General features: G+C 40.8%; 11 protein-coding genes and 1 tRNA gene. 10 read left to right on the top strand and 2 right to left on the bottom strand.

All coding sequences use genetic code 11. The features are described from left to right. Positions 1–263: 263 nt before the first annotated feature. Both GR160_RS16730 and GR160_RS16725 read left to right on the top strand, forming a co-directional pair. Positions 264–812: a dihydrofolate reductase family protein gene (locus GR160_RS16730; protein WP_160751040.1), complete on the top strand. Its 549-nt coding sequence runs from the start codon at positions 264–266 to the stop codon at positions 810–812. A 142-nt stretch (positions 813–954) separates the two neighbouring features. Continuing rightward, positions 955–2,454: a carboxypeptidase-like regulatory domain-containing protein gene (locus GR160_RS16725; RefSeq protein WP_160751039.1), complete on the top strand. Its 1,500-nt coding sequence runs from the start codon at positions 955–957 to the stop codon at positions 2,452–2,454. A 136-nt stretch (positions 2,455–2,590) separates the two neighbouring features. Here the strand turns inward: GR160_RS16725 and GR160_RS16720 are convergent, their stop codons facing one another. Then, positions 2,591–3,508, bottom strand: a complete 918-nt coding sequence (locus GR160_RS16720) for a DsbA family protein (RefSeq protein ID WP_160751038.1) — start codon at positions 3,506–3,508, stop codon at positions 2,591–2,593. A 184-nt stretch (positions 3,509–3,692) separates the two neighbouring features. Between GR160_RS16720 and GR160_RS16715 the strand changes: the two genes are divergently transcribed. The 7 genes from GR160_RS16715 to GR160_RS16685 all read left to right on the top strand — a co-directional run bounded on the left by GR160_RS16715 (position 3,693) and on the right by GR160_RS16685 (position 12,600). Beyond that, positions 3,693–4,004, top strand: a complete 312-nt coding sequence (locus GR160_RS16715) for a helix-turn-helix domain-containing protein (RefSeq protein WP_160751037.1) — start codon at positions 3,693–3,695, stop codon at positions 4,002–4,004. Between the two features lie 646 nt (positions 4,005–4,650). Further along, entirely contained in the window at positions 4,651–5,103 is a 453-nt protein-coding gene (locus GR160_RS16710; RefSeq protein WP_160751036.1) for a hypothetical protein, read from the top strand. Between the two features lie 43 nt (positions 5,104–5,146). Then, a complete protein-coding gene (locus tag GR160_RS16705) occupies positions 5,147–6,088 on the top strand; it encodes a serine protease (RefSeq protein WP_160751035.1) in 942 nt (313 codons plus the stop codon). A gap of 11 nt (positions 6,089–6,099) precedes the next feature. After that, on the top strand, positions 6,100–7,605 hold the full coding sequence (locus tag GR160_RS16700; protein WP_160751034.1) for a phospholipase D-like domain-containing protein: 1,506 nt from the start codon (positions 6,100–6,102) through the stop codon (positions 7,603–7,605). A 12-nt stretch (positions 7,606–7,617) separates the two neighbouring features. After that, a complete protein-coding gene (locus tag GR160_RS16695) occupies positions 7,618–8,805 on the top strand; it encodes a hypothetical protein (RefSeq protein ID WP_160751033.1) in 1,188 nt (395 codons plus the stop codon). 4 nt (positions 8,806–8,809) lie between these two features. Then, the gene (locus GR160_RS16690) at positions 8,810–11,497 is read left to right on the top strand and encodes a hypothetical protein (protein WP_160751032.1); all 2,688 of its coding nucleotides are present in this window, start codon (positions 8,810–8,812) and stop codon (positions 11,495–11,497) included. Beyond that, positions 11,497–12,600, top strand: a complete 1,104-nt coding sequence (locus GR160_RS16685) for a trypsin-like peptidase domain-containing protein (protein ID WP_160751031.1) — start codon at positions 11,497–11,499, stop codon at positions 12,598–12,600. The genes GR160_RS16690 and GR160_RS16685 overlap by 1 nt, the downstream gene beginning before the upstream one ends. Before the next feature lie 599 nt (positions 12,601–13,199). On the opposite strand, the gene GR160_RS16680 is transcribed toward GR160_RS16685, so the two are convergent. Next, a tRNA-Leu gene (locus GR160_RS16680) sits at positions 13,200–13,281 on the bottom strand. Between the two features lie 144 nt (positions 13,282–13,425). On the opposite strand from GR160_RS16680, the gene GR160_RS16675 reads away from it, so the two are divergent. Continuing rightward, a complete protein-coding gene (locus GR160_RS16675) occupies positions 13,426–14,814 on the top strand; it encodes a dipeptidase (protein ID WP_160751030.1) in 1,389 nt (462 codons plus the stop codon). Positions 14,815–14,883: the final 69 nt, after the last annotated feature.

Raw genomic sequence — 14,883 nt, 5'->3', positions numbered from 1 at the left:
ATAAACAAGTTCGCCAATGTTAAGTTTTACCTGACACGAAAAACTTAACATTGCAAATAAAACATTAAAAATCAATACATTAAATTTAAATTCCATTTGAAAAAGCTAATAGAGATTATTCTCCCATTAAAACCCTCTATCAATTTTAGCATTGCAAACCCTTGCCGTCAGTATAAGATTGTCCTGATTGCCCCTGCATTTAGGCGTAATAACGTTTCATTTTTGTAACAGATACAGGCTATCTTTACCATAAAACAAGCAGCATGAGAAAACTTAAACTACAGGTACAGGTTAGTATTGACGGATTTATTGCCGGACCGAACGGAGAAATGGACTGGATGGTATGGAACTGGGACGATAAACTGAAAGACTATGTTACAGGACTGATAAAGGATACTGATTGTATTGTATTGGGCAGAAAGCTTGCCGAAGGCTTTATCCCCTACTGGGCGGCGAATCCCGAGCAGGAAGGCGCGGAATTTATGAACGACACCCACAAAGTAGTTTTTAGTAAAACACTTGAAAAGCACGACTGGCAAAACACTGAGCTTGCCAATGGCGACCTTAAAGAAGAAATACTGCAACTAAAACAGCAACCGGGCAGAGATATTATTGCCTATGGCGGTGCGGGTTTTGTATCGGCTTTAATTAAAGAAGGACTGATAGACGAATATCACTTATTTATAAACCCAACAGCTATTGGCAGCGGTTTGCCTATTTTTAAAGAACTGAACAGTATGCTACAGTTGAAACTACTACAAACTACAGGCTTTGAATGTGGTGTTGTGGTGTTGAGCTATACATCTGCATAAAATATAAGAAGAAATGTAAATTATAAGGGGTCGCTCTAATTGCAAAAAAACATGTAGCAAAATAACGTTACAATCGTCTTTTGTTTTTTGAAAGGAAATTTCTTTCAAATAAATACCTTTGCTAACAATCAAACACTACCTTATGAAACGTTTTTTAGGCATCGCCTGCTTTATGCTCTTTGCAATTGTTGTAAACGCACAAAACATTACTGCTAAAGTAATTGATGCACAAAGCGGCGAATCATTGCCGTATGCAAATATTGAATTGAATGGACAAAATATTATCAGTAATGCAGAGGGCAGCTTTACAATACCTCCTCAGCTAGTTGATGACAATCAGACATTAAGCATTACGTTTCTTGGTTACAGCGGCGTACGCATGGACATGGCCGAACTGAAAAAGAACCAATGGACTATAAAGATGAACCCGGCAGTTTTTGAACTCGAAACACTACATATTAGCAACACTACACCCAATGCCGACAGCATAATGGCTTATGTGAAAAAGAACCTTGCCCGCAACTACAAGCTGGTTGCCGAGCCTGTAAAGAACACTATTTTTTACAGGGAGTCGCAAACTTTCAGGCCGCAAAAGGTTAATGTAGAGATAACAAAATCTACAGGCTATAAAAAGAAAGAGCTTGACGATACCAACAAACAATTACAGGGGTTTACATCTAAACTAATATCGCATCCTCCACAAGAGTTTAAAGAAATGCTCATTAACTACTATACTTCTACAAAAAAAGTAAACGACAAGCCACAAATGCTGTCTAAGTTTGAAGTAGCAAAAGCCATACAACTTAAAGATAAAAACCGCGCAGTATCGTTAAAGGAGATGCAGGAAATGGTAACCGGGATTGTTTACAAACATTTGGACTCTACAAAATATTACAGGATAAAAAGCGGATGGTTTGGAACCCGCGACACTGTATTGAAACCACAGGACGCTAAAAAGATTAAAACTAAGGAGAATATACAAAAGGCCACATCTCATGACGTTGCCGTGTTTATCCACGAAAATAATTTTACATCCGGCACTCATGATTTTGTTACCAACACAGGCATTTACGATTACTTTTATCAAGGAGCGGTACCTCATGGCGATCAATATGTATATGTGCTAAAATTTAAGCCAAGAAAGAGCAAAGCCAAATATACAGGCACACTATACATAAGTGACAATGATTATGCCATTGTCAAAGCTGAATATGAACTGGCTGAAGGGAAAACGCTAAGCGGAGTAAACCTGAAATTTTTGCTGGGTATAAAACAGTCTGAAAATATGGCGAGAGGGAGTATGGTGTTTAAAGAAAATTTACAGGGTGGTGGCTATTACCTGCATTATGCCTCGCAGGAAACAGGACAATATGTTTACCTCAACAGACCTTTAAAATTCATTGAAATTGCCAAATCAGATAAAGATGTTGCCGCTTTCGACCTTAAGCTTGAAACCAACATTATAGAAAAAAAAGAATATTTCAACATTTCAAGGGCGGCAGTATCTGAGGCTGCTTTTAACGTAATTACCAACAAAGAAGCCAATTATTTGCAGTTAGAAAGCTACAGCCCTTCTATTTGGAAAGAATATACTACAGTAGACCCCGTACAGGAAATGAAACAGTTTAGGGTTTATGAGTAGTAAAACTCTATACAGATAAAAGATAAGGCGGTATTCCATTTTGGCCATAGCGAAGCGTAGTGGAGAAATTTCAAAAATCCTGAACTATGAACTTCTGTCTTTTCGCCGAAATGGAATACTCTGCCCTTAAAACAAACTATTTTTTTAAGAACAAACTGCCTGATTTTATCGTTTTCTTTCCTATTACACCCGATGCATAAAGTTCTTCTAGAATTTGCTTTGCCTCATTTTGGCTTTTATCGAGAATCTCGGCATACTCACGCACCGTTAAGGTTGGATAATGCTTAAACAATGCCAACGGATCTGTGGCCTCAAATGTATTTTTCTTAACATCAGGATAAATAGCCTTTAACGCATTTTCAAAATGCTGGTAAGGTTTAGACCCATTTACGGTTAACTGATTGCCATTCCCATCAGAAAAGAACAGTGTAGGAAATCCCCGCACGCCAAGTTTTCTTCCTAACAAAAGGTCTTCTTTAAAAAGCCTTTGGGCTGTGCCATCATAATCTTCTTTAAGTTTTGCTACATCCAATCCGGCTTTTTCGGCTGCCGGTACTATGTTCTCCCATTTGGCAATATTCTTTTTGTCGATAAAAAGACCCTCCCTTAAAATGCGCATAAAAATTACAGCCTTTTGTTTATCCTGAATCTGAGCCGCCTTTACTGCTATACATGACGGATATGATGAATGCAAGGGATCTTCCAGCCACACATCTCCATCTATAGGCATTTGGTAATATAGGCTGGCTTCATCCCAGTGGTGTGCCACATCTGATGGCTTGCTTATTCCTCCGCTGTTGTAACTCCAGTCGGGCAGCAGTCCTCCCATACGGTAATCTATCTCAAAATATTGACCGTATTCAAGTTTAAGCTTGCGCAACTGAGGCTCAATGCCCCAACACGACGAGCAGATAGGATCGGTATAATAAACAATATTTACAGGTTTAACACCTTTTAAAATTTCGGTACCAGTGGCATTTGTAGCCATTCCCGGCATTTCGCATGCCCCGGTTTCAGGGTCGCATAAAAGCGGATTATTTTTAACGTCGCTCATTTTAGGATTTGTTTGAGACTGGCAGCACATTTCACCAATCAGGATTAAAAATAAATATATCAGTTTGGTCATTTGGTTATAATCTATTTGCTAAACAATGCTGCATTGTGCTTAGAAAATGAATTTGTAATTTTGAAAGCAAAGATTGCCACAAATAAAACACCAGTCAATCAGTCAAAAAAATATGACCACTAATAAAGAACCCGAAAATCCGGGCTGTCCTGCTGAGGGATTATTAAAAATGCTTTCGGGTAAATTTAAGCCACAGGTTTTTAGGTTTGCCCTCGAAGGTCCTGTACGCTTTAACAATCTTGTGCGCCATATTGAAGGAGCCAACAAACAATCAGTTTCCGTAGCTTTAAGAGAATTGGAAGAATATGGGCTGTTAGAAAAAAAGGTTGTTAGCCAAAAACCATTGCACATAGAATACAATCTTACAGATAAAGGCCAAAGTTTGGTACCGATTTTTAAACAGCTGGAACAGTTAGCTGATTAAAGAAACAGGGGTAAGCACCAATAAAAAAGCCCCTGAGACAACAGAGGCTTTTGTTTGTGCGCCTTATAGTACAAAACTCGAACCACTTGCTGGAAGATTTAAAGCTAATGAGTGATATTTCGGTTGCATAGACTTATTATTTATACGCCATTTCAAGTGAGATAACCTTGAGTTAATTGATTAAAGGAAATGATAAAGATAGTTAGAACATATAAATCTTAAAGAAGACAAATTACGACAATGTTAGCCAATTGCTCAATTTGTCTCATCCCAGAGTTCAAATAGCTCTATTATCCTCATACCCTTTCTCAAAAACATCTCTCGCGTTCCCAATCAGCTCTAGCTAACGCATTTTCAATTTTGCCTGATACGTATCTTTTAATTGGAACCATTTTTAAAACATTAAAAATCCCCATTAATAGGTATTGACATGAGGATTTTTTTTTTAGAATTTACAACCTAGTTACTAATCAAATATAGCTTCCCAAAGTGCTACGCAAAATAATTACGACACCCTTATATTCTTTACGAGATTTTAATTTATTAAAACTAAAAATATTTTTTTTACTCATAATCAATTTGTTATATTTATAACACGAAATATTCGTTTTTTTTCTGCAATAAAAAACCCTTAAACTTTATCACAATGGGGAGACTTTACTACGAACAAAAGGCGGTTTTAAGTAACATGCCAACACCCGAAAATGCACTAGTTAATCCTCCGGCTAATAATAATTTTACCGACTACCTCAATAAAGTATCCCGGTTAATTCCCAGCGAGGTCATTGCAGGTTATTTAACGATGTTCGGACTTGTGCATGCCATTAAAAGTTCTTTGCTGCAATCGATGTTTTCTTGGATCGTATTCGTTGTCGGGTTAGTTCTCACACCACTTTACCTTAATTCGGTTTCCGACGAAAATAAGCCCAAACGGAATCATTTGATTTTGTCGACAATCGCGTTCGTGGTTTGGGCCTATGTCACCACTGGCGAGACGCTTTCCGAAACAATCGCTACCGGTATTTATGATTCGGCTGCGGCATCTATTATTCTGATTATTTTCAGTTTCATTAGTGCCTTAGTCCCTTTAGATAAATAAGTTTCTATTAGTTGTAATGCGCCTAAATTTTATATAATTGATTATGAGTGATTCGATTATTCCTGATGGATTACATACTGCTATTTCAAATCAACCGGCAACCGAAGCGACAATTATTCCGATAGAGTCACCAGGATCGCACGGCCTCGGAGAAGTTTGGCCAATCGAAGACAATATGCAATTTGAATCATTTCCAAAAATTGTGTTAGAGAATCTCATTGAAGGCGAATCAAACTTTCAAGTTCCCGATTTGGAAGGACTGCCCGATATCGGAGTTGCCTCTTTCGGTCAAAGCCCGATAAGAGAAACCATAATCGGTACAGACGAACGCGTGCAAGTCACTCAAACCGAAAAATTTCCTTTCCGGGTAATAGCATCTTTGCTGATCACCGCTGCGGACAATACCTTATATATCGGTACAGGCTGGTTCATTAGTCCAACTACCTTGGTTACTGCAGGGCATTGCGTATATATCAAAAACAGCGGCATACCTGATAGGGATGGATGGGTAAAAAAAATTCAGGTAATGCCCGGACGAAACGGCAAGACCCTTCCTTTTGGTGGTATGACAGCTACCAAATTTTGGTCTGTAAAGGGTTGGGGCGAAAAAGGACTGGAAAATTATGATTATGGAGCTATTGTCTTGCCAGCCAGCTTTGAAGCTGACCTAGGATTTATGTGGTATGGCGTTTATTCAGATGAGGAACTTCTACGTTCCGTCGCCAATATTGAGGGTTATCCCAGTGATAAACCTGCGGGGACAATGTGGTATGATTTTCGAAAAATCGGTAGTGTCAACCCAGACAAGGTTTATTATGCAGCTGATACGTCAGGGGGACAAAGCGGAGCGCCAGTGTACATACTACATGAAAATGAAAGGAAGGCAGTGGCAATACATACCTACGGAGGCAATACGGCGAACTCAGGAACAAGGATTTCGTCGCAGGTATTTGCTAATCTTGAAAACTGGAAACTAAACAATTAATTTCATAAATCATGGAGACCAACCATTTTGCCCAGGTTATCGAAGTAATTAAGAGTCACGAAGAACTTTACGCATTACCAGGAGTGTTTGGCGTGCGCCCAGGCTTCAGTACGGTAAATGAAACCCTTCCGGTAATCATCTTGGTATTAGAAGGGGATAGCGCCGCCGAAAACTACCCTAACAGCTTGGATGGATGGCCGGTTGAAACCTTACCTGCATCGCCTTTAGAATTAACTTTCGGTGTGCTTCCCTTATCAGCCTGGGAAGGTTTATTACCGGAAGCTGCTCCGGCTATACATTATAAGGCACCTGACCCAGCAAGAGTTGCACTCGTCGAAATGAACGTATCAGACATTAATTGTCACGTTGGGCCGGATGCCGGCTGGTCAATATTAAAACCATTTTTAGAAGGCGCTAAAAAAACCTTGACCGTTGCGATGTATGAATTCTATGCGAATCATATCAAAGATACCGTCAATGGAATTGGTGACAAAGGCGACGTATCACTCAGGATGATTCTGCAGGTTGACAAAAATGACCTCAATGCGGAGGCAATGCTAACAAAAAGCTTTGGCAATAAACTCGAATTTGTCAAAGCATCTGTTTCCGGGCCTAACCGGATATTTAATAACTCTTATCATACTAAAGTTGCCGTCAGGGATTCGGAGTCCTTTTGGCTCTCAAGCGGAAACTGGAGCCCTAACAGCCAACCGGAAATCGCTCCGGGCAATGAACAAACGCTATATAAGCTGGGTAACCGGGAATGGCATGTCGTTATCAACGATAAGCCATTGGCAGAGATGTACGAAAAATTTATCCTGTATGACATGGAGCAGGCGAAATCAGTTCAAACCCCAGAGTTTGACCCGTTGATGCCCGATCTGCTGGTTCCTGAAGACTTATTGCAGGAAGCGGTTATACTACAACCGCATCCTTTTGAACCAACAAGATTTACCGGCAAACCTACAAAAGTAAAACCATTAATGAGTCCGGACAACTACGCGGTAGAAATACTGAAACTTATCGAAGCGGCAGAAGAAAAAATTTATTTGCAATTTTCTTATATCAGGCAGCCATCAACCGCCACTTTTGACAAAATTATCGAAGCGCTTTCCAAGAAAATGGCGGAGGGACTGGACGTTAAAATTATTGTGGGCACAAACCAGGATGCGGCGCACTCCGAGCTATTGATTGGAACACGTAACTGGAAACGAGCCATGTTTCACCAGCAGAGCAGTAAGCTTCATAATAAAGGGATTCTTATTGACGGGAAAATAGCTGTAGTGGGCAGTAATAATTGGTCATCTGACGGTACTCAGTATAACAGAGACACCAGCCTGGTGTTTTTCTCAGAAGAAATAGCAGCCTATTATAACGAAGTATTTATGTTCGACTGGAACAACTTGACTAAAGAAATAAGTAAAAAAAATACCGTTACTCCGGTCATTGCCCAAGAAAATGCGCCAGTGCCACCAGGTATGGTCAAGGTTTCGTGGGGAGAATGGTATGGTGATTAATTTAATATATATATGTTTTCAGAAGACGATAAAGAATACGTTATTGAGGCGCTCACTAACCAAGTCGCTCAAACTGACCGACCGCGCCTGTCACTAGTGACGGCATTCATAGGTACTTCGTTTGCGGAAGACTTGACGGGTGACACGCCACGGGAACTGGCAAAAGACGCGGTGCGTCTATGTATTATCAATGGCTGGACAAATCAGCCAACTTGGATGGAACGACTAATCGATAATTTCCAACTGAGAGTTATCGATGGTAAAATCATTGAAATATGGGAAAGATCAAAATCGCAACCTCCGGCCGCAATTGATCCGCTCCAGTTAACTGTGATCAACAACAGTACGCTTTTTGTCAACCGCCTAAACCTGCGCAGGGCTTTGCTATCCTTAGCGACTCCTGCGGCCAATGTACAGCCCATCTTAATTGTGACAGGTGGGTCAAAATTGGGTAAATCATATTCGACCAATTACATAGACCATTTTTCAAATGTAAAAGCTTCAATTATTACCTATCGGATTGTGTTCGACCCAGAGCTTGGCTTGCAAACCGGCCCCCAGGAACTGGCAAAGGATATGGTTTACTCCCTGGGCAAAGCGGTAACATCTATGCCTCCAGCTGAAACGAATATGAAGCTGTATGTCAGGCAATTGGCTGTTTGGGTATTAAACGAAGCAGTACAAATCCCCGGTCAACATTGGTTTGTACTTGATAATTTTCAAGGGAAACAGCTGCGTCCCGATACCAAAAGTTTCCTGATTGAATTGTCGGACAGGATAACCACAGGCGCATTTGCGCAAAAATGCCGGCTTATCCTTATCGGTTTCGATGCCGGTCAGTTGACCGTTGATCCTGGAAAGATATCGACTGAAATCGTAAATCACTGTACGGTAGCTGATATCGAATACACGATAACTGAAATATCAGCGAGGTCTGTGCGTCCCGTCAACATTGATAAAATACGCTCTGAGATTATCTCAGCTCTGCCAAATGGCCCGGAAAAAATGTTTGAACTCAACCAGCGGCTCCGCTGTTTACTTTTGGCGGTTAATGAGTTGAATATAACATTGGCTCAAAAAGAGGAGGTTGATTTTGAACGTATGTTATTGGCGATGTTAATAGGATTGCCTAACGGAAGCGAACGGCAAGCAGAATTAAAAAACAGGCTGGAGAAATTAAACGAGTCGTTTAACAATTAAGTTTATGAAAGATATCACATCAGAAATACTGGAGAAGTATCAGCTTAAACTAAACGAGTCTCCAGCGTTGGAAGACTCCTTTTCCAAAATGCAGCTTGACTCTTATCTCAAGGCCGCTTCAGTGCTTCATTGTTTCGTGCCGGAGCTTTTATTTCCACTGGACGCGTCTTTTTCTCACCAAACGCCGCGAGTGCTATTGTTTGATTACATTACAAGCCTTGCAGGTGGGCTATCTGAGGGGCTTTTTACTTTGAAGTCGGATATCAGGCAGAAAAAAATTGAAGAGTTTGCTTCCAAAAGCGAAATGCAGGTCGCCCTCAAAGCAAATCCCAATCGTCCTCAAACAGATTTGCAAAAAATGTGGGAAGAATTTTTAGTGTCAGGAGTTACCAGCCCGATTGATGGTATGGGTTTTAAAGAACTGACAAATCTTTCTCAGATTATATCATGGTTCGCTGGCAATAATAAGCAATTACCATCAGAAGTCGACGTCAATATTTTGCTAACCGAAAAGGGTATTCTTTCCAACTTCGAACATTTGCTTATTTCCAACTTCACGGGGCGTGTCAACGAAATGGCCGAGTTGAGAAACCATATTGAACTCAATGCACGTTCGGGTATCTCGGAAATGAGCCAGAAAGTTTACAACTGGTTATTTAAGGAAAAAAAGCTGATCATGGCAATCAACGGCCCGGGAGGTATAGGCAAATCGGCGTTAGTTGGACGCATTTTATGGGAGTGTGCACAACAAAAGAAAGATAAAAGACCACCTTTTGCTTACCTTCCATTCGACCAATCGACATTACGAATTGAAAGCCCCTTTACCATCCTTGTTGAAATCGCAGCTCAACTTAGATTGCAATTGCCGCAGCATGAATCAAGAATTGATTATTTTAATTCTTTCGTCCGAGATTTTCGGAAAGGGAAAGATGATTTGAACATCCGGTCGGTAAGCGCCAACACCCGTTCTGAACGCATTGACAGATATCACGATAACGACTATCAATTGTATAGGGAATTTGGCAAATTGCTGTCCGACATTTCACTAAAGAACGGCAGTATGCTCCCAGTCATTGTCGTTTTCGATACGTTCGAAGAAGTTCAGTTTCGTGACAGGGAAAGCTTGCAGGGGTTTTGGCGCATGCTCGATATTGTGTATTCTGAATTTCCTAATTTCCGGGTGATAATTGCCGGACGTTCGCCAATAATTGATTCTCGCATCTCAACGATGCTGACGAACGAGTTAAGCCTTGAACAGCTCAGTGAAGAGGACAGCGTTTCGCTGCTCAAACGTCTTGGCGTACAAGATAATTCCATTGCACATATAATTGCCAAACAAATCGGAGGCAATCCGCTGTCATTACGACTTGCTGCTAATCTTGCTGCCGCTGAATCTAATGCCATCGGAAAAAAGGGCATTGAAAATTTAAACACCACGAAGTGGCTGTTTTTTCAACTTGATGAAGAGCTTATCCAGGGGCAGTTATACCAGCGGCTATTGAACCATATCCACGACGATGACGTTCGGAAATTGGCACACCCCGGCATGGTTCTTAGGAAAACGAGTCCTGAAATCATATTGGCTGTATTAGCGCCGGTTTGCGGATTGCAAATCGATAACCTTGAAGAAGCTGTTAACCTTTTTGAAGAACTCAGAAGGGAACATTCGTTGGTAAGAACAAGTGAGTCTGGTGTGCTGGAGTACCGGCCGGAAATTCGGCGGGCTATGATTCGTTTGCTCAAGCAGGATAAATTTGCTGAAGTTAAAAGAATCAATGAAGAAGCTGTTTGGTTTTATGAAAGAAAAGAGGGGACTGCTAACCGGGCAGAGGAAATATACCATCGCCTGATTTTAGACAAGGATGATTTTTACCTTTTGGATAATAGATGGGTGCCGGGTATTGAGCAATCCATTTTTGAAAATCTTGATGAATACAGCGACAGGATAAAAGTTTGGCTATCATCCCGTCTTAACCTTGAAGTGTCAAGAGATATTTTTAGAAGTGCCGATCTAAATGACTGGGAAAGAAATGTAACACGAAAAGTGAAAAGAGCGTTAACTGAACTTGATGTAAAGGGTGCATTATTTCTGCTTCAGGAGAGAACAGATCGGTCAACTGACAGTCCTGTTTTTGCACTCGAGGCTAAAGCCTACATGCTAAATAATGACACTTCTCACGCTGCAGCTGTTCTGGAACAAGGTATTAACACTGTATCAGGATCGGCCAATAGAGGGCGGTTAGCTGAATTACTCTGGCTTCAGGCGCAACTCGCATTGCTCAGTGATAATCCGGTTTTGGCTGCTGATTACTTAGGCATGGCCGCGGAATCAGTGCAAAAGGCAGTTAATCCGATACCAGAAATTCAAATTTTAAGTCATCGCATCCTCATCGAGCAATTCTATTCCATAAAAGTGATTTCCATCAATAAGTTTATGAGCAGGTTAAAGACGCTTTGTGATGGGGCAAAGGCTGACATCTCCCGAGATGTGTTTTTCGTATTGCAGCTGGCTTTTTTCCTTTTACGCGACGAGTATCCCGCTATAGCTTCTGATTTTCCAAACCATCGATCCGACTTTACCAGAGATGAGATGATAAATTTGCTTACCACGGAAAATTTGCGTGGTTTAAACGAATACAGGAATGATTGGGAGAATGAAGGTGATAATCTAACCTTTGAATCATATGTGTAATGGCTTTATTAACTGATCAGGAAGAAAGAGCGCTGGTTAACGCGTTGAATGCAGGCATGGATGTCGCTTCAAACCGCGCCATATTGTGGCAGTTCATAGACTACCGGTTTAAAAGTATTGTACCGTTGATGGCTGCACCGTATGCGCAATTGACAACTGATATCGGTAGGTTAAACAATATCGAGCGACTTTCGGACGGTAGTGTTCCGCTTCAAACCTATCTTCAAAATGCCCTTCCTTTTTTGTTTGGTTCGGGAGAGCAAGAGCAAAAAGTTCGAGCTATCCTTGATCTTGTCAACGGAAGAGCTGTCGGCGCGCCAAAGTTGCTACTGAGCGATCTCCATGAAACAAAAGAACAGATCATCCATACCGACGATACCGTAGGTTTTGGATTTATCGAAGCTGGATTTCAATCAGCGAGCTCTGTATTCAAATTAAAAGTTAAGAGCTATCTCAACGGGCAGGCCCGCAAGTTGCCTAATGGGAATGATATGTTTTTCTTGGGTACGGGCTGGCTCCTTGCAGATGATTTAATCATCACGAACCACCATGTAGTGAATGCCCGCAAGGATAATGAGGTAAAAGCTACTGATGACGACCTTAGACTTCAGGGAAGTGAAACTCAGGTAATTTTAGACTACGATTATGAAGAAATCCCAGCAAATAATGTAATCAGCGCATTAAGGCTTGAGGCTTGGAACGAAGAACTCGATTATGCAGTATTGCGTATAGCATCTTCCGGCCGCAAGCCGCTTCAAATAGCTCCTCAGATGGTAAATTACGATGGCACTGCCGTTCCGGTTAACATCATTCAGCACCCGGGAGGGCGAAGCAAACGATACGGTATTCGCAATAACCTTGTCAGCGCTTCGACTGATACCGACCTTCGTTATTTCACGGATACCGAAGGAGGATCGTCAGGCTCACCTGTCCTTGACGACAAATGGCGGGTGGTTGCATTACATAAGTCATCCATTTATGTGACAAATGTTCAATTTCAGGGAAAGCCGACTGCTTACGTCAACTCCGGCACTCATTTTCAACTAATCATAAGACATTTAAAAACAAATTTTTCGGCGATAGCACAATCGGCAGGACTATAAATTGACGCAAATTACCAGATCAAATGAAGCAAGAATATACAACATAATTTTCAAGCTAAACTGTTTCATATATTTTCCAAAATGCAGACAAAATGATGCTTTCGATATTTAGTTTTTAGTGTTTTTTCTGTTAACTGGATAAACCGAACTTGATTGACCTCTATTGCCGATTTAGAATTGACACTATTTATATTGGTATACAATTAATTAGTAGCGTAATTAAAATTGGTGCAGAGGGGTCAATGTAATTAATTTATCCACAAAAAGATTTCAGTTAACAGGGCAATAGCTATGTTAGCCAAAAGTGGTATCCAAGTGGATGATGGTAAAGCGGCGGTTATACTAGACTTTCTTTATCTGATATCAACAAATCACAATAAACCTGAAGGGGCAAAAAACGCCGAAACCCTATAGAGAAATCGAACTTTGGGAAAATGACATAAGACCACCATAAACAAAGGTCTTTAAATAGTTCTTACGACTGTAAGGATTTTAAACAGGAAAAAAAATCGAACTAAAATGACTAAACAGTAACTGTTTGTGCCATAAATTTTTATTGTCAAAAAAAAGGAGATACTGTTTAATAGTATCTCCTTAAGTGCGGGTGAAAGGACTCGAACCTTCACACCGTGAGGCACCAGATCCTAAGTCTGGCGTGTCTACCAATTTCACCACACCCGCAGGGTAGATAATGCAACTGATATGTGTTTCATTATTACGGGTGCAAATGTACAACAGTTTTGCAATATTCAAAGCAAAATGTAAAATATTTTACATTTTATTTTTTCGTATTTTTGAAGTTCAATCGTATATCACTAATTTATAATGGATAACATAAAAAGCTATGTCGGGCAGCACAAGGACCGATTTATAAACGAACTTATAGAATTACTTAAAATACCGTCGGTTAGTGCCGACAGTGCCTACTCTCAGGATATATTTAACACTGCAGATGCCGTTAAGGCAAGCCTTGAAAAAGCAGGAGCCGATCTTGTTGAAATTTGCGAAACCCCAGGCTACCCTATTGTATATGCCGAAAAAACTATCGATAAAAACCTGCCAACAGTACTCGTGTATGGCCATTATGACGTACAACCTGCCGATCCAATAGATCTATGGACTTCTCCACCATTTGAGCCTGTTATTAAAAAAACCGAACTTCACCCTGAAGGAGCAATCTTTGCCCGTGGTGCCTGCGACGATAAAGGCCAGATGTACATGCATGTAAAAGCACTTGAATATATGGTGCAAAACAACAACCTGCCCTGCAACGTTAAGTTTATGATAGAGGGTGAGGAAGAAGTAGGATCACCAAGCCTTGCGTGGTTTGTAGAACGCAACCAAGAAAAACTAAAGTGTGATGTTATTTTAATTTCGGACACGGGGATGATATCTAACACCCAGCCGTCTATTACTACAGGTTTGCGCGGACTTAGCTATGTAGAGGTAGAAGTTACGGGGCCAAACCGCGACCTGCACAGCGGGCTTTACGGCGGTGCCGTGGCAAACCCTATAAATATACTGGCTAAAATGATAGCCCAACTGCACGATGAAAACAACCATATTACCATTCCCGGATTTTATGATAAAGTAGAAGAGCTTAGCCGCGAAGAGCGTGATGAAATGGCTAAAGCACCTTTTTCTATTGATGCTTATAAAAAAGCACTTGACATAGAGGATGTATATGGAGAAACAGGATATACCACTAACGAGCGCAACTCGATTCGCCCAACGCTCGATGTGAACGGTATTTGGGGAGGTTATACAGGCGAAGGCGCTAAAACAGTTATTGCCAGTAAAGCTTATGCTAAAATAAGCATGCGTTTAGTACCTGCACAGGATTGGAACGAAATAACCGAACTGTTCACTAAGCATTTTACAAACATTGCCCCTAAAGGTGTAAAAGTGAAAGTTACCCCACACCATGGCGGGCAGGCTTATGTTACACCTATAGACAGCCTTGGCTATCAGGCGGCAGCAAAGGCTTATGAAGAAAGCTTTGGCATCAGGCCAATTCCGGTACGTTCCGGAGGCAGTATTCCAATTGTTGCATTGTTTGAAAAAGAGCTTAAAAGCAAAACCATCATGATGGGTTTTGGCCTTGATAGCGATGCCATCCATAGTCCTAATGAGCACTTTGGCATCTTTAACTATATTAAAGGAATCGAAACCATACCGTTGTTTTATAAGCATTTTACTGAATTAGCTAAATAAGTTGTTGGTTGAGTGAAGCTTCCAAGAACCATAAACTATCAACCAAGAACCATTATAGTCAATCAAGAA

This window comes from Flavobacterium sp. Sd200, from assembly GCF_009826935.1.
GTDB lineage: Bacteria > Bacteroidota > Bacteroidia > Flavobacteriales > Flavobacteriaceae > Flavobacterium.
This window is presented reverse-complemented; position numbering and strand designations above follow the sequence as displayed.